The sequence below is a fragment of the Corallococcus interemptor genome (assembly GCF_003668875.1).
In the GTDB taxonomy this organism is placed as follows: domain Bacteria; phylum Myxococcota; class Myxococcia; order Myxococcales; family Myxococcaceae; genus Corallococcus; species Corallococcus interemptor.
Map to the genome: position 1 here is coordinate 22,723 of NZ_RAWM01000087.1, position 15,684 is coordinate 38,406.

Sequence of the window (15,684 nt, forward strand, 5' to 3'; positions counted from 1 at the left end):
GCAATGAGCGCTGGCATGAAGCCCTGGGAAACAGTGGAGCGAGCGCAGGTGCCGGACGTGGGAGAGGTCGTGCTCGCCCGGCGTGACGAGGAGTATGTGCTGCGCGTGCGCGGCCAGACGTTGATGTCCAGCCGCCAGCATGGCTCGGAGATGGCCATGGCCGAGGCCGGCTGCGAGGACCTGGCGGCGGATACCCCCGTCCGGGTGCTCGTGGGCGGACTGGGCTTCGGCTTCACGGTCCGCGCGGTGCTCGACCGGCTGGGGCCGGGCGCCCGCGTCGTCGTCGCGGAGCTGATGTCCCCCGTCATCGAGTGGAACCGGGGCGTGCTCGCGCCGCTGGCGAAGTCTCCGCTGGAGGACCCGCGCGTCACCGTGGTGGAGGGTGACGTGGGCAAGGTGATGCGCAGGCAGCAGGGCGCCTTCGACGCCATCCTGCTCGACGTGGACAACGGCCCGAAGGCCATGACCCACCCGGACAACGACAGCCTCTACGACCTCACCGGCGTGTCGCACGCCTTCAACTCCCTGCGCTCCAACGGGACGCTGGTGGTGTGGAGCGCCGGGCCCTCGCCCGCGTACGTGAAGCTGCTGGAAGAGGTGGGCTTCTCCGTGAAGATCCGCCACCCGACAGCGCACGGCACCAAGGGGACGCGGCACACCCTCTTCGTCGCCCGGCGCGTGCCCAAGGCGAAGTCCCAGTCATCGTCGCGGCCGCCGTCACGGCGCTGAATCCCTTTCAGGAGGTGGCAGCCCATGCGTTGCATCCGTCCGTTCCTGCTCGCCGTCGTCCTCGTCAGCGGCGTGGGCCATGCCGCGGAGGCGGAGCCCATGCCTCCGCACGCGACGTTCACGCTGCCATCCAAGGCGCTGGGGGAGACGCGCCGCCTCAACGTCTACACGCCGCCCGGCTATGACACGGCGAAGGGCACGCGCTATCCCGTGCTCTACATGCCGGACGGAGGCGAACAGGAGGACTTCCCGCACGTCGCCACCACCGTGGACACCGCCATCCGGGCCGGCGAGATGCGGCCCGTCATCCTCGTCGGCATCGAGAACACCGAGCGGCGCCGGGACATGACCGGCCCCACGCAGGTCGAGAAGGACAAGGAGATTGCCCCGCGAGTCGGAGGCTCCGCCGCGTTCCGCGCCTTCCTGCGAGACGAGCTGATGCCCCACGTCCGCCGCCAGTACCGCGTCACCGGCGAGACGGCCATCATCGGTGAATCGCTCGCGGGGCTGTTCATCGTGGAGACGTTCTTCCTCCAGCCCGGGCTGTTCGGCACCTCCATCGCGCTGAGCCCCAGCCTCTGGTGGAACGACGAGGAGTGGGTGCGCAAGGCCGGCAAACAGCTCAAGGCGAAGCCGGGCCTGAAGGCCACGCTCTACGTCGCCTCCGCCGGTGATGACGTCGCGGCGGAAGCCGGACGCCTGGCCGAAGCGCTCCGCGCGAACGCGCCCAAGGGGCTGAAGTGGAAGTACGAACCCCATCCCGACCTGCGCCACGCGAACATCTACCGCTCCCTGGAGGCGAAGGTGCTGAGGGAGGCCTTCGCGCCCACCGCCTCCACGAAGGCCGTCCCCTGAGCCGCTAGACGCCCGCGGTCACGGCGGGCGTCACTGAGGGAGGACGCATCATCCCGGCCGCCACGCGCAGGCCCAGCCAGCGCGGCGTGAAGCGCGTCAGGTTGGCCTGCAGCCAGTTGCGCCATCCCGGCACCACCGACGCCCGCCCCTGGTCCAGGGCCTTGAGGGCGTGCAGCACCACCTCCTCCGCCGTCGCCTTGGGACCGACCGCCGCCTGTTCGGTCCCCACGACGTCGAAGAACGCCGTCTGTACGGGCCCCGGGCACAGGGCGAGCACGCGCACGCCGCGCTCGCGCGTCTCCTCCGACAGCGCCTCCGTGAAGGACAGCACGAACGCCTTGCTGGCCGCGTAGATGGCCATGTACGGCACCGGCTGGAAGCCCGCGATGGACGCCACGTTGAGGATGCCGCCCACGCCGCGCGCGAGCATGTCCGGCAGGAACAGGTGGCTGGTGTCCACCAGCGACGTGACGTTGAGCATCACCTGTTCGTGCTGCCGCGCGAACGGCGCCGCGTCGAAGGCCCCGTGCGTGCCGAAGCCCGCGTTGTTCACCAGCAGGTCCACGCGCAGCCCCTTCTCCTGGCAGCGCGCGTGCAGCTCGCGGCCCGCGCCCTCGCGGCCCAGGTCCAGCGCGATGACGTCCGCCTGGATGCCGTGGGCGTTCTTCAACTCCTCGGCGAGCGCGCGCATCCGGTCCTCGGAGCGGGCCACCAGGATGAGGTCCATGCCGCGTGCCGCCAGCTCGCGGGCGAACACCACGCCCAGGCCGGAGGACGCGCCCGTCACGAGCGCGCGGTGGCCCGCGTAGGGGAAGCCCTTGCCCCGGGGAAGGGAGCGGGAAACAGGAGAGGGAGACGAGGTCGTTTGCATGGGGTTAGAATGTGAGCGAGCGCTCACGTTCTCAACTCGCGTGGTGCTCACATTTCCTCGAGGAGGCCCCATGCCCCGCCGTCCCCCGCCGTCCCGTCGCAGGGCGCCCCGTCAGGAGCGGGCGCAGGCCACGGTTGACGCCATCCTCACCGCGACCGCTCGCGTTCTGCTCAGGGACGGCTACGAGGCCGCGAGCACCAACCGCATCGCCCAGGAGGCGGGGGTGAGCGTGGGCTCGCTGTACCAGTACTTTCCCAGCAAGGAGGGGCTGGTGACGGCGCTGATGGAGCAGCACCGTGCGCGCTCGCTGGCGGACTTCGAGGCCGGGCTGACGTCGCTGGCCGGGCAGCCCCTGCCGGTGGCGATGCGCGCGCTCATCCGGCAGGTGCTCGCGGTGAAGCGGGAGAACCCGCGCCTGAACCAGGTGCTGCATGAGCTGATGCCACGGATGCGGCAGTGGGGGCTGTCGGATGTGTACTCGCAGCGGCTGCACCGGATGGTGCGGGCGTTCCTCGCGCCGCGCTTCGAGGACCTGCGCCCCCGGAACCTGGACATGGCGGTCTTCATCCTGGTGAACGCGGTGGAGGCGCTGTGCCACACGGCGCTGACGGACCGGCCGGAGTACGTGGAGGACGACGCGTTCGTGGAGGAGATCGCCGCCCTGGCGATTGGCTACCTGCGGCCGGAGCCGGCCCTGGCGCGTCCCCGGCGCGCGACGCGGGAGCGGGTGGCCCGGATGTGACGGGCACCCCGTCCTTCCGCGAGGTCGGTGTTTCGGTGAGGAGGCGCTACTTCGTGCCCGTCTTCGCCTCGGGGCGCGGGGCCGGCGCGGCGGCCTTGGGCGTGGTGAGCAGGGGCACGCGGCCTTCCGGATAGATGGCGGTGAGGCGGTCGCCGCGAAGCTCCAGCGCGGCCAGGTGGCGGCCGTAGTGGGTGCTCAACCCCGTGTCGATGACGATGACGCGGCCCCCGAAGCGGAGGGTGAGCCGGCCGTCCTTCGACGGCGTGTGGCCCATCACCATGCGGCGGGCGCCGAAGCGCTCCAGCACCTGGGTGAGGCCCGCGTCCCACTTCGCCTCGTCGTCGAGCGCGTAGCCGCGGAACCACAACGGGCCCTGCGGATCCACGCCGCCGCCCGGCGCCTGTCCCGGCGTCAGGTCCTGCCACACCCAACGGTTCACCTCCTCCAGCGTGGTGCCGGGGACGGTGGGCGCCAGGCCCCCGTGCAGGAAGAGCGTGTCGTTGATGCGGATGACAGCCGGATGCGAGCGCAGCCACTTCCCATAGCGCCCGTCCGCGGCGTAGGCGGCGGCGTGGCCGCGCAGGCCCTTGGGCTCTCCCGGGCCGTCCGGCGTCGGGGACTGATCCGCGAAGGAGGCGAACTCGCCGGGCGTGACGTAGCGCAGGTCCCCGCGCATGTTCATCAGCTCGTGGTTGCCCAGGAGCGGGTGCACGCGGCCGCCGGCCTTGCGCGCCTCGGTCTCCAGGCGCATGAGCAGTTCGAAGGCGTCGCGGGTGTGGTCGCCACGGTCGGGCAGGTCCCCGGTCTGCACCAGGTGCGCCTTGCCGCCAATCCAGCGGTCCTTCGCGTCGATGAGGCCCGCCAGCCGCAGCACCTCCTTCAGCGCGTCCACGTCGCCGTGCACGTCCGCCACGGCGACGATGCGCTCCACGCCCTGGAAGACGAAGGGGTCCTGCGGCTTCGGGGCGGCGGCACCCGCGAGCGCGGGAAGGAGCAGCAGGGACAGGAGAACGGGACGCACGGGCTTGCCTCCTTCAAAGGGGGCGCAAGCCTATCGCACGTCCCGCCCGGGCCTACGCGTTCGCCGCGGCGTAGATGTCCAGCAGCGTGATGCCCGCGACGGCGCCGGTGGCGGCGAGCAGGCGGCCCTTGCGCACGCCCGGCTCACGCAGGCCCTTGCCCATGGTGGCCAGGTCCAGCGCGTCACCGGCCACGCGCGCCCACAGCCACGGGCGCTTCTTCGCGGGGCTCAAGAGGGCCACGCCCGCGGCCAGCTCCCGCGCGCCGTAGCCGCGCACCAGCTTGTCTCCGCGCGAGATGCCGAAGAACCGGAGCAGGTTCCACGCTCCCAGCAACTCGGTGACGCCCAGGCCCACGCTGAACCAGCCCAGCGCGCGCGGCAGCTTGCTCTTCACCTTCTTCGCCATGACACCGCCTCCTCGGGAAGCAGAAAGGTCCGGAGGAAAGCTGGAGGCGTCCCGGGCGCGCGCCAAGACCCTCGGCGGGCTGGCCCCTGACGCATCCTGGAAGGCAGGCAGCCGGCAGAGCCCCTGCCCTACCGGGGGTTGCCGCGGAAGCGGGCCGGGATGGCGCGCAGGAACTGCGGATCCTTCCAGTCCCAGCAGCGCTCCGGCGCGCTGTCCACATTCACCGGGAAGGAGTTCCACATGTGCACGTCGTAGGACGTGGACGCGCGCCAGTGGAAGAAGACGCTGAACGCGGCCGTCACGGCGAGCACGCCCGCCAGCACGCGATGCTGGCGCGGCGCCTCCACGACGTGCTGCACGGGGAACGCGAGGAAGAGGACGAGGTAGGGCAGCACGTCCGTGAAGAAGCGGGGCCCCACGGAGTGCCCCGCCCACCAGATGGGGAACGCGGAGATGGCCACCCAATGCAGGAGCACGATGACGGCGAAGGCCTTCTCATACGGCTCCAGCTGCTTGCCGCGCCACCGCTGGACGAACCCCACGCCCGCGAGCACCAGGAACGGCGAATAGACGAGCAGCCCGCGCGACGGGCACACCAGGTTCGCGGCCAGCGCCATGAAGAAGCTCGACGCCGAGGCATCCAGCGGATGCGTGTAGTACGGCGACAGGAGCGAGCCGTAGAGGTGGAGGTTGTACCCGCAGAAGGGCACCGCCACGAGCACCGCGCCCGCGAAGTAGGCGGGCAGCAGCCGGCGGAAGCGCAGGAGGAAGTACGCGGTGACGACGACCACGGTGATGGAGTGCGTGGGCCGGCACACGTACGCGAGCGCCACCGCGAGCCCCGCGAAGGACGCCGTGCGCGCCGTCTGCGCGGGCCGCGCCAGCATCCACACGACGCAGGCGATGGCGAGCAGTCCAGGCCCGTGCTGCCAGAGGACGCGGCTGGCGGTGGAGTACGCCGTCGTCCCCAGCGCGAAGAGCAGCACCGTGACGAGCGCCGCGCGGGCGGACACGCGCTTTCGCAGCACGACGAGCAGCACGCCCGCCGCGGCGCACACGTAGAACGACGCGATGAGCTGTTCGGTGCGGTGGAAGGAGCCCAGGTCCACCTTCCCGGTGCTCTGGAACAGCTCCAGCCACGCCAGCGCCGCCGCGCCGGGGGCGCCCAGGTGCGCGAGCAGCGGCCGGCCCAGCGAGAACACCCCTTCCGCGAGCGCGAGGAGCGGGAGCGCGGAGACCATCACCCCGGGCGGATACTCGTAATACGTGCGGCCGCCATAGACGGCCCGGGCGTACGCGGTCGCCTGGTTGAACGAGGGCGCGTACTCGTCCAGGTCGGCGTTGCCCTCGTGGAGGATGCTGGCCGCGGAGGGAATGGACCACAGCGAGTCCGTCTGCATCTGCACCTGGCTCGCGGTGTAGACCGCGAACAACCCCAGGCACAGCAGCCAGGCCGCGAGGGACGAAGCCGCGAGGTCGCGGCGGGACGGTGATGGCTCCGGAAGCACGGAGCCGCTTCTAGCGAATCCGCGCGGCCCACGTCACGCGGAGGGCAAAATCAGCGAGGATGGCCGCATGAAAATCTGGGTCGATGCCGATGCGTGTCCGGGGCCCGTGCGGGACATCCTGCTGCGCGCCGTGCAGCGCGTGAAGGTGCCCATCGTCTTCGTGGCGAACAAACCCCTGTCGCTGCCGCGTCTGGCGTACGTGTCCACCGTGCAGGTGGGCGCGGGGCTGGACGTGGCGGACCGCCACATCGCCACGTCCGCGCAAGAGGGCGACCTCGCCGTCACGCAGGACATCCCGCTGGCCGCGCTGCTCGTCCCCAAGGGCGTCGTGGTGATGGACCCGCGCGGAGAGCTCTTCACGCCGGAGACCATCGACGAGCGCCTGTCGATGCGGAACTTCATGCAGGAGCTGCGCGACAGCGGCGTGAACACGGGCGGCCCCGGCGGCTTCTCACCGCAGGACCGCCAGCAGTTCGCCGCGACGCTGGACCGGGAGCTGACCCGGCTGGTGAAGCAGCAGGGCTGAGGTGGCCCCTGCCTAGTGACCGGCGCCGCCGCTGCCCTCCGCGGGAGGCGTGCCCGTGGACGGCGACACGGGGCTCGTGCCGATGCCCTTGTTGCGGTTCCAGGCCTCCGGCGTGATGTCCAGGCGCGCGCCCGGGTTCTGCGACGGCGCGGCCTCCGGAGCCAGCGTGTCCACGTCCCGCATGTCGATGCTGCCCGAGCCGCCGGTGCCCACCTCGTTGATGTCCACGCATTCGAAGTCCTCGCGATTCGAGGACCGCTCGATGCCCGTGCCGCCGGTGGCCTCCGCGTTGGCCTGGGCCTCGGCGCCGACGTCGCCGTAGAAGTTCATGCCATGGGCGCGCAGCATCTCCTGCGTGCGCGGGGACTCCTCCGAGTCCCAGGACATCTCGTCACTGGCGAACGCCTTGGCCGGTGACTCCTGCGGCACGGAGGTGGTCTGCGTGGCACAGCCGCCCAGCAGGAGCGCGGTCATCGAGGCCATGAGCGGAAGCTTCATCAGCGTGTCCTCCGGAAGTGTCGTCCGTCACTCAAGGTGGAGGCACTTGCGTCCGGGGCAAGCGACGAGGAAGCCGCCGGGCCAGCGACCCCGTTCCAGGCCGCGGCCCTTGCCTCAGTGGTCCCCCGGGCCCCCGCCCCCATGCAGGCAGGCCAGCGCCGCCACGGTGAGCGACTCGCATCCCATGCGCAGCGAGCCCGCCCTGTCCGGGGCATAGAAGCCGGAGTGTGGCCCCGGCACATGCGCCACCTTCTCCATGGGCGTCGCGCCCCGCGCCGCGTCCCAGGTCTTCCGGGGCGTGATGCCCACGAACCAGTACGCCGTGGGCACCGGGTGCTCCGGCCCCCGCGCGAAGTAGGGGAAGTCCTCGCTCGCGGTGCCGAGCACGCCCGGCACCAGCGCCTCGCGTCCGAACCACTCCGCGTGCGCGTCCCGGACGCGGCCCATGAGCGCAGGGTCGTTGCGGTTCACCGGCCCCTGGTTCAGCACCTCCACCAGGGGAGGCTTCGGCGCGCCCGCCGCCGCGGCCTCTCCCTTCGCGATGCGCTCGATGGCGGCGAGCACGCGCGAGCGCACCCCGTCGTCCTCCGTCCGCACCGTCACCTCCAGCAGCGCCTCGTCCGGAATCACGTTGGCGCGCGAGCCCGCCTGGAAGTGGCCCACCGTCACCACCGCCGCCTCCAGCGGAGACAGCTCGCGCGACACGATGGTCTGCAGGCGCAGCACCACGCTGGCCCCCAGCACCACCGGATCCACGGACAGCTCCGGCTGCGCCCCGTGCGCGCCCCGGCCGAAGAGGCGCACGCGCACCTGCGTGGCGCCCATCATCGCCACGCCGTCGCGGTGCATGAAGGTGCCCACCGGCAGCGGCGCGGTGTGCTGGCCCAGCACGGCGTCCGGCGTGCCGAAGCGCGCGTAGAGGCCCGCGTCCAGCATCGCCTTCGCGCCCGTGAGGGTCTCCTCCGCCGGCTGCCCCACCACCATCACCGTGCCGCGCCACGCGTCGCGCGAGCGCGCCAGCACCGCCGCCGTGCCCACCAGGCACGCGGTGTGGACGTCATGACCGCACGCGTGCATCACCGGCTCGCCGGCTTCCGTCCGCACGCGGCTCGCGTAGGACAGCCCCGTCTTCTCCTCCACGGGCAGCGCGTCCATGTCCCCGCGCAAGAGCACCGTGGGCCCGTCGCCGTTGCGCAGCAGGCCCACCACGCCGTGGCCGCCGACGTTCCGGGTCACCTCGTAGCCCTCCGCCTCCAGCCGCCGCGCCACCTGGGCGGCCGTGCGCGCTTCCTGGCCGGACAGCTCCGGGTGTTCGTGCAGGTCTCCGTAGAGCGCGTCCACGTCTGGCAATACAGAGTCCAGCTGCGCGAGGACGCGCCGGGCGCGGGCCTTGAGACCTGAAGGAGTGGAGGGGGTTGTCACGGCGGCGTCGTTCATGGCGGTGTGCTCCCGTCCCGGACGCGAGGGGGAGAATCGGAGTGTCCGGGTACCGCTCAAGGTGGAAGCCGCGCGCGGAGCTTCACAGGGGGCTTCCGCCAGGGAGGGAGACAGGGGCCCGGCCTCGTGCGCCATCCGCCCCGCCCTCCGGGGCACCGTGGGCCTTCGAGGCACCGCCTGTCCGTTCGTTGTTCGCCCCTCCCCCCAAGGCCACCTTCTGGCTGCGCACGCGACACATGGAGGGAGCGGTCATGAAGCGAGGCATCGCGCTGGGGCTCTGCCTGGTGGGACTGACGGGTGGCGCCGCCAGGGCCCAGGATCCACCGCCGGACGCACCCACGCGGATGGGCCGGGTGGATTGGCAGGGGCCCTACTTCCTCCTGGGGCTGGGCGTGGAGGGCTACACGGGCAAGCTCGCGCCCAACGTGGATCCGGGGCCGTCGTACGGCGTCGTCGTGGGCTACCGCGCCAATGACTACCTGGGCCTGGAGCTGGGCTACAGCGGCGGCGTGAACGGCCTGTCCGTCGCGAACAGCTCCGCGACCTTCGGCACGCCGGACATCGTCCGCAATGGCGGGCAGGCGGCGGTCACCATTGGCTTCACGCACACCCGGCTGCAGCCCTACGTGCTTGGAGGCGTCGGCGTCGAGCGCTACTCGATCCGCGAGGGCAACTTCTTCCGGTTCTTCGACGACACCGGAGGCTACGCGCCCGTGGGCGCGGGGGTGCGTTTCAAGATCAACCCCCAGCTCACGGCCGAGGTGCGGGGCAGCTACAGCTTCCTCTTCAGCCAGGACTTCGCGTCCACGTTGAACCCCGGCGCGGGGGACGGCCGCTACTCGGGCCTGCTGATGATTGGCGGCAGCTATTGAGGTGCGCATGTCCGCCACGTGGGTCGACCTGCTCGACGAGCGAAGCCGCTGTGCCGGGGAGCCGCGCCTCTACACCTTCCTGGAGGACGACGCGGAGGTGACGCTCACCCGGGGCGAGCTGGCGTCGAGCGCCCACCGCATCGCCGCCGCGCTCCAGTCGCTCGCGGCCCGGGGCGAGCGCGCGGTCCTGCTCTATCCCCCGGGCGCGGACTACCTGCGCGGGTTCTTCGGGTGCGTGTGCTCGGGGCTGGTGGCGGTGCCGGCGTATCCGCCGGCCCCCTCCAGGCTGGAGCGCACCCTGCCCCGCCTGCGCGCGCTCATCGCGGACTCCGGAGCCACGGTGGTGCTCACCACGTCCTTCATCCTGTCCATGGCGGAGTTCCTCTTCGCGGACGCGCCGGAGCTGCGCGCGTTGGAGTGGGTGGCGACGGACGCGCTGGAGGCGGACGGCGCGGCGTGGAAGCGGCCGGACGTGACAGCCGGCACGCTGGCGTTCCTCCAGTACACGTCAGGAAGCACCGGGACGCCCCGAGGTGTGATGCTCAGCCACGGCAACCTGCTGCACAACCTGGGGGCCATCCGCCGCGCCTGCCAGACGCATGACGGCAGCGTGGGCGTCATCTGGCTGCCGCCGTACCACGACATGGGGCTCATTGGAGGCGTGCTGGTGCCGCTGGCGCAGGGCTTCCACACGGCGCTGATGTCGCCGCTGACATTCCTCCGCAGGCCACGCGCGTGGTTGGAGGCGCTGACCCGCTTCGGAGGCACCATCAGCGGCGGCCCCAACTTCGCGTTCGACCTGTGCGTGCGGCGCATCCCGCCCGCGGAGCGCGAGGGGCTGGACCTGAGCCGCTGGGAGGTGGCGTTCTGCGGCGCGGAGCCCATCCGGCCGGACACGCTGGAGCGCTTCACGAGGGCCTTCGTGCCCCACGGCTTCCGGCGCGAGGCCTTCTATCCCTGCTACGGCCTGGCGGAAGGGACGCTCATCGTCACGGGAGGCGCGAAGGAGTCCGCGCCCATCCTGCGCGACGTGGACGCGTCCGCGCTGGAGGCAGGCATCGCGCTGTCGCCCGCGGGCACGGTCCGGACGCTGGTGGGAAGCGGAGTGACGCTGCCGGATCAATCCCTGTGCATCGTGGCTCCGGACACAGGCCGCGTCCTGCCACCGGGAGCGGTGGGCGAGGTCTGGGTGAAGGGCCCCAGCGTGGCGAGAGGCTACTGGAGGCGCGAGGAGGAGTCCGCGCGGGTGTTCCAGGCGAGGACCCTGGACGGAGACGGGCCGTACTTGAGGACAGGGGACCTGGGCTTCCTGGACGCCGGAGAGCTGTACGTCACGGGTCGGGAGAAGGACCTGATCATCGTGCGAGGCCGGAACCTGTACCCGCAGGACCTGGAGGCGGTGATGGAGGAGAGCCACCCCGCGCTCAGACCTGGATGCGGCGTGGCGTTCGGAGTGGAGGTGCAGGGAGAGGAGCGCCTCGTCGTGGTGCAGGAGGTGGATCCCCGCCGCTGGGACGGCGAAGCGGCACCGGTGCTGGGAGCCATCCGGGGGAGGCTGGCGACAGTGAACGAGGTGCGGCCCCACGCGGTGGTGCTCATCGAGCCCGGGAGCCTGCCGAAGACCTCCAGCGGCAAGGTGAGGCGGAGGGCCACGAGGGAGGCGTTCCTCACCGGAGCGCTGCGCGAGCTGCACGCCTGGTGCACGACCGCGATGAACGGCACGGACACGTCCGGAGGGCCCATGGCCCTGGAGTTCCGGGTCCTGGCAAGAGTGCCGGCGCGACTGAAGGACCTGGATGCACAACCACCTTGAACGACGGGTTCGCTAGCGGAGCGAAGGCAAGCACCGACCCAGCCATCCCCAAGGTCCGCCTCCCGCCCGGCACGGTCCAAAACCTGTCCGACTGTCCGACAGGTTTCCGCCGGTCCAGGCAAAGAGGCCGCCGCCCCGAGCCGCAGCGCTCAAAACCTGTCCGACTGTCCGACAGGCTCCACGAGGCCTGGGCGAAGTGAGCATCCATCGCGGTTCTCCAAACCGGTCCGACTGTCCGACAGGTTCCAGCGGCCGGGAGGAAGCGGGACGAATCACCCGCCCCGGTCCGCAGAAGCGGCCCGACAGTCCGACAGGGGATTGCCGCTCGGATGGCAGGGGCTCCCCTCGCCTCGGCTCTCAAGGCCGGTCCGACAGTCCGACAAGTTCTCGCGGACCGCGTGACAGCGGCGCCTCCCCCGTCCCGGTACTCAGAGCCAGTCCAACTGTCCGACCGGTTTTTCGCCACTCGGGTGGAAGGGGCGCCCCTCGCCTCGGCTCTCGAACCTGCCCGACTGTCCGACAGGTTCTCGCCGAATGGCGGCAGGGGGCTCTTGCCGCCTTGGTTCTTAGAACCGGTCCGACTGTCGGACCGGTTTTGCTTCCTGGCGGATGGGGGCCCGCCCCGTCTCCGCAGTGGTTCTCAGAACCTGTCCGACTGTCGGACCGGTTTTGCTCCTGGCGGATGGGGGCGCGCGCCGTCTCCGCGGTGATCCTCAGAACCTGTCCGGCTGTCCGACGGGTTTTCGCTGCTCGGGCGGAAGGGGGGGCTCTTCGCCCGGTTCTCGGAACTGGTCCGACTGTCGGACAGGTTTTCGCTGCTCGGGCGGCGGGGGCGGCCTTCCAACCTCGGCTCTTGCGCCGGTCTGACTGTCGGACAGGTTTTTTCGGTGCGCCGCCGACGGGGCGTTTCCCTTGGGTTCTTACCTTCTCATCTCGATGGACACGGCTGTCGCTCGCACGGAGCGCATCCGCTTGGATGCCTGGCGGCGTGTCTCTGGCGGCTCGGAGGTGTCCTGCTAGCATCGGGCGCATCCCCCCGCTGAAAGCTGACTCCGCTGAACGCCACCGAACCGCGCCACATGGCCGGCCTGGACCTGCTCCGGTGCCTGGCCATCCTCGTCGTCGTCGTCTACCACTACCCCCGTCCCGAAGGTCACGAGGCCTACCAGGCGTTCGCCAATTTCGGGTGGACGGGCGTGGAGCTGTTCTTCGTGCTCAGCGGCTTCCTCATCGGCTCGCAGCTGCTGGAGCCGGTGTCGCGCGGTGAGACGCCTTCGCTCCGGCGCTTCTACCTGCGGCGGGCGCTGCGCATCCTGCCTTCGTTCCTCGTCGTGCTGGCCCTGTACCTCTTCCTGCCGGCCTGGGCCGAACGGCCCGTGGTGACGCCCGCGTGGCGCTTCCTCACCTTCACGCAGAACTTCGGCCTGCGCATCAACGGCTTCTCCCACGCGTGGTCTCTTTGCGTGGAGGAACACTTCTACCTGGTGCTTCCGCTCACCGTGCTCGCGCTGCGCGGACGCCTTCGCGCACCTTCCCTCATCGCGCTCGCGGGAGGCCTGATGCTCGGCGGCATGCTCCTGCGCGGCGGGTTGTGGCTGCGGTATTTCTCCGCGCTCGGGCCTGGCGAGCCAGGATGGCGCGACTTCGACATGCTCCTCTACTACCCGACGTACGCGCGGCTCGATGGGCTGACCTGCGGCGTGATGCTCGCGGCCCTGCGCGTCTTCCGGCCCGCGGCCTGGGAGCGCTGGACGCGCGGCGGCCGTGCACGGGGGCTGGCGGCCGTGGGGCTCGCGTGCCTGGGCGGCGTGCTCTTCATCAACGAGGAGCACTACCGCTACCTCCCCTATGTCCTGCTGTCCTTCCCCTTGGCCTCGATAGGCTTCGCGGCGCTGCTGATGTCGCTGGCGGGCCCCACGGCCTCGCGCGTCTGTGCCCGCATCCCGGGCGTGAAGACCTTCGCGGTCCTGAGCTTCACCGTCTACCTCGTGCACAAGGCCGTGCAGCACGGGGTGCGCGACGCGCTGGAGCCGCATGGCATGGACGCGTTCCATGTCATCACGGTGCTGGGCGGCGCCGTGGCGGTGCTGCTCGCGTCGCTCGCGCTGCACCATGGCGTGGAGCGCCCCGCGCTGAAGTGGCGCGAGCGACTGGAGCGCGGGCTCGTGCCGAGGAAGCCCGAGCCCCGGCCCGCCGTCACCTGAAGTCCCGCGCGCGCTTCTGCGCGACAGAAGCCACGCAAGGGGGTGACCCTGGGCCCGGGCGGCGCGTGCGCGCTAGACCTCGCGGCATGCGCCCCTTCCTGACGGCGACGTGGCGGTACCTGCTGATGCTCAACTACGAGGTGGATCCGGCGGTGCTGCGGCCCCTCGTCCCCCGTAGCACGGAGCTCGACGCGTGGCAGGGCCGCACGTTCGCGAGCATGGTCGGCTTCCGCTTCCTCGACACGCGCGTGCGGGGACTCGCGGTGCCGCTCCACCGGGACTTCGATGAGGTGAACCTGCGCTTCTACGTGCGCCGCCTGGGCCCGGAAGGCTGGCGGCGCGGCGTGGTCTTCGTGCGCGAAATCGTCCCCCGGTGGGCCATCGCCACCGTGGCGCGCGTCCTCTACAACGAGCCCTACGTCGCGCTGCCCATGCGCCACGCCGTGAGCATGGACGGCGCGGACTCCGGCGCGCCCGGCCACGTCGAGTACGCCTGGAAGTCCCACGGCCGCTGGCACCAGCTGTCGGCCCGGACGCTCGGCACGCCAGCCGAGAGCGCCCCCGGCTCCCAGGAGGAGTTCATCACCGAGCACTACTGGGGCTACACCGCCCAGCGCGACGGCGGCTGCGCCGAGTACCGCGTGGAGCACCCGCGCTGGACCGTCTGGCGCGCCCAGGAGACCGCCTTCGACTGCGACGTGGCCCGCTTCTACGGCCCCGCCTTCTCCGAATGCCTCCGGGGCACGCCCCACTCCGCCTTCATCGCCACCGGCTCGGAAGTGGCCGTCTTTCCTGGAAATGAACTCCAGCCCTTGCGGACCCCGTAGAAATCAATATCCTCAAACCAGAAATTGATTTTCTGAATAACCACCTATGACGACCTCCAAGTCCACCTGGCCCCTGCCCACCCGCTGCCCCGTCTGTGGAGGCGGCACCGTCATCGAACGGGTGCGCTGCGACGGGTGCGCGTCCGCGGTGGAGGGGCGCTTCACGACGGGCTGGGTGCAGCAGCTGTCCCCGGAGCAGCTCGCGTTCGTGCGCGTGTTCATGGCGTGCCGGGGGAAGATCAAGGACGTGGAGCAGGCGCTGGGCCTCTCCTATCCGACGGTGGTGGCGCGGCTGGACGACGTGGTGGAGGCCCTGGGCCACGCGCCCGGAGGGCCACCGCCTCCTCCCGCGCCGCCTTCGCCCCGGGAGCGCGGTTCGCCGCGCCGGGCGCAGATTCTCGATGACCTCGCGGCCGGGCTCATCGACGCGGACGAGGCCGCTCAACGTCTCAAGAAGACCCGGGAGTAAGCCCATGATGGACCCCGAAGTCCCGCCGTCCTCCGACGCCTCGTCTTCCTCGCGTGACGGCACCCAGCGCCACGCGCTTCCGTGGGGGCAGCACGCGGAGCTGGTGCTGCACGCGCCCGCCGCCACGCTCGTGGTGTCGCCGCTGCCGGAGGGAGAGAAGCCCTACCTGGTGACGCACGGCCGGGTGGAGGCGCGCATCCAGGAGCGCGGCCGGGTGACCCAGGTGGAGCTGGTGCCGCGCGAGGCGGGCTTCCTGTCGCTGTTCTGGCGCCACGGCGGGCAGGCGGAACTCTTCGTGCCGCCCGACGTGCGCGCGAAGCTCCTGCTGGACGCGGGCGCCGTGCGCATCGCGGGCCTGAAGGACTGCGAGCTGGAGCTGTCCACCGACGCGGGCACGGCGAGCCTGCGCGACGTGCACGGAAAACTGACCCTGCGCACGGGCGCGGGGCGCATCATCGGCGAGCGCGTGGGAGGGACATTCCACGTCCATGCCGCCGCGGGCGCGGTGAAGCTGGACGTGGACGCGCTGGACGTGGGCGAGCACCGCATCGGGACGCAGGTGGGCGCGGTGGAGCTGCGCCTGGTGTCCGGGCTGGACGTGAACATCTCCGCCCATACGTCGCTGGGCTCCACGCAGACGCGCTACCCGTCCAATCCCCAGGCGGCCACGACCCTCCTGATGGAGACGGAGCTGGGCTCGGTGCGCATCCGCGAGTCGAACCGTTCACACGGCGAGGACGCGGAGGCCTGGGAGGAGGACTCGCTGCGCTGGCAGCGTCAGGCGGAGCGCTGGCAGCGCCGCGCCGAGCGCCACGCCAACCAGTGGGCCCACGCGTGGGCGAACTCGTGGGGCGCGCCGGCCTGGGCAGGCCCGGGCTCCCGGCACCACCGGCCGCAGCCCCCCGC

The 15,684-nt window shown here is 71.3% G+C and carries 16 protein-coding genes; 10 read left to right on the plus strand and 6 right to left on the minus strand.

Annotated features, from left to right (window positions below):
• Nucleotides 1-15: 15 nt before the first annotated feature.
• Together D7X96_RS26285 and D7X96_RS26290 are read left to right on the plus strand one after the other, a co-directional pair.
• Nucleotides 16-729: a spermine/spermidine synthase domain-containing protein gene (locus D7X96_RS26285; RefSeq protein WP_120549833.1), complete on the plus strand. Its 714-nt coding sequence runs from the start codon at nucleotides 16-18 to the stop codon at nucleotides 727-729.
• 24 nt (nucleotides 730-753) lie between these two features.
• Nucleotides 754-1,584 carry an alpha/beta hydrolase gene (locus tag D7X96_RS26290; protein WP_121771003.1) on the plus strand — a complete coding sequence of 277 codons (831 nt, stop codon included), beginning with the start codon at nucleotides 754-756 and terminating at the stop codon, nucleotides 1,582-1,584.
• Nucleotides 1,585-1,588: 4 nt separating this feature from the next.
• Here the strand turns inward: D7X96_RS26290 and D7X96_RS26295 are convergent, their stop codons facing one another.
• Nucleotides 1,589-2,455: an SDR family NAD(P)-dependent oxidoreductase gene (locus tag D7X96_RS26295; protein WP_120549835.1), complete on the minus strand. Its 867-nt coding sequence runs from the start codon at nucleotides 2,453-2,455 to the stop codon at nucleotides 1,589-1,591.
• 70 nt (nucleotides 2,456-2,525) lie between these two features.
• Between D7X96_RS26295 and D7X96_RS26300 the strand changes: the two genes are divergently transcribed.
• Nucleotides 2,526-3,197 carry a TetR/AcrR family transcriptional regulator gene (locus D7X96_RS26300; RefSeq protein WP_158626635.1) on the plus strand — a complete coding sequence of 224 codons (672 nt, stop codon included), beginning with the start codon at nucleotides 2,526-2,528 and terminating at the stop codon, nucleotides 3,195-3,197.
• A 46-nt stretch (nucleotides 3,198-3,243) separates the two neighbouring features.
• On the opposite strand, the gene D7X96_RS26305 is transcribed toward D7X96_RS26300, so the two are convergent.
• From D7X96_RS26305 to D7X96_RS26315, 3 genes are all read right to left on the minus strand, one after another.
• Entirely contained in the window at nucleotides 3,244-4,218 is a 975-nt protein-coding gene (locus D7X96_RS26305) for a metallophosphoesterase (RefSeq protein ID WP_121771005.1), read from the minus strand.
• Between the two features lie 52 nt (nucleotides 4,219-4,270).
• Nucleotides 4,271-4,624, minus strand: coding sequence for a hypothetical protein (locus D7X96_RS26310; protein ID WP_120549838.1), 354 nt, complete (start codon nucleotides 4,622-4,624; stop codon nucleotides 4,271-4,273).
• 128 nt (nucleotides 4,625-4,752) lie between these two features.
• Nucleotides 4,753-6,132, minus strand: coding sequence for a hypothetical protein (locus D7X96_RS26315; protein ID WP_121771006.1), 1,380 nt, complete (start codon nucleotides 6,130-6,132; stop codon nucleotides 4,753-4,755).
• A gap of 67 nt (nucleotides 6,133-6,199) precedes the next feature.
• Here D7X96_RS26315 and D7X96_RS26320 point away from each other — a divergent pair, with 67 nt between their 5' ends.
• Nucleotides 6,200-6,658 carry a YaiI/YqxD family protein gene (locus D7X96_RS26320; RefSeq protein ID WP_121724316.1) on the plus strand — a complete coding sequence of 153 codons (459 nt, stop codon included), beginning with the start codon at nucleotides 6,200-6,202 and terminating at the stop codon, nucleotides 6,656-6,658.
• A gap of 12 nt (nucleotides 6,659-6,670) precedes the next feature.
• On the opposite strand, the gene D7X96_RS26325 is transcribed toward D7X96_RS26320, so the two are convergent.
• Nucleotides 6,671-7,156 carry a hypothetical protein gene (locus D7X96_RS26325; protein ID WP_147468401.1) on the minus strand — a complete coding sequence of 162 codons (486 nt, stop codon included), beginning with the start codon at nucleotides 7,154-7,156 and terminating at the stop codon, nucleotides 6,671-6,673.
• 114 nt (nucleotides 7,157-7,270) lie between these two features.
• On the minus strand, nucleotides 7,271-8,593 hold the full coding sequence (locus tag D7X96_RS26330; protein ID WP_121724317.1) for an amidohydrolase: 1,323 nt from the start codon (nucleotides 8,591-8,593) through the stop codon (nucleotides 7,271-7,273).
• 251 nt (nucleotides 8,594-8,844) lie between these two features.
• Between D7X96_RS26330 and D7X96_RS26335 the strand changes: the two genes are divergently transcribed.
• The 6 genes from D7X96_RS26335 to D7X96_RS26360 form a co-directional block, all read left to right on the plus strand.
• Nucleotides 8,845-9,465: an outer membrane beta-barrel protein gene (locus D7X96_RS26335; protein WP_121724318.1), complete on the plus strand. Its 621-nt coding sequence runs from the start codon at nucleotides 8,845-8,847 to the stop codon at nucleotides 9,463-9,465.
• Between the two features lie 7 nt (nucleotides 9,466-9,472).
• On the plus strand, nucleotides 9,473-11,278 hold the full coding sequence (locus D7X96_RS26340; RefSeq protein ID WP_121771008.1) for a fatty acyl-AMP ligase: 1,806 nt from the start codon (nucleotides 9,473-9,475) through the stop codon (nucleotides 11,276-11,278).
• A 1,079-nt stretch (nucleotides 11,279-12,357) separates the two neighbouring features.
• Complete coding sequence (locus D7X96_RS26345) at nucleotides 12,358-13,482, plus strand: acyltransferase family protein (protein WP_121771009.1); 1,125 nt, start codon at nucleotides 12,358-12,360, stop codon at nucleotides 13,480-13,482.
• A gap of 86 nt (nucleotides 13,483-13,568) precedes the next feature.
• A complete protein-coding gene (locus D7X96_RS26350) occupies nucleotides 13,569-14,309 on the plus strand; it encodes a YqjF family protein (protein WP_121771010.1) in 741 nt (246 codons plus the stop codon).
• A gap of 46 nt (nucleotides 14,310-14,355) precedes the next feature.
• Entirely contained in the window at nucleotides 14,356-14,778 is a 423-nt protein-coding gene (locus tag D7X96_RS26355; protein WP_120549846.1) for a DUF2089 domain-containing protein, read from the plus strand.
• Nucleotides 14,779-14,782: 4 nt separating this feature from the next.
• Nucleotides 14,783-15,684, plus strand: a 902-nt coding sequence (locus tag D7X96_RS26360; RefSeq protein WP_208647378.1) for a DUF4097 family beta strand repeat-containing protein, incomplete at its 3' end; no start/stop codon positions are given.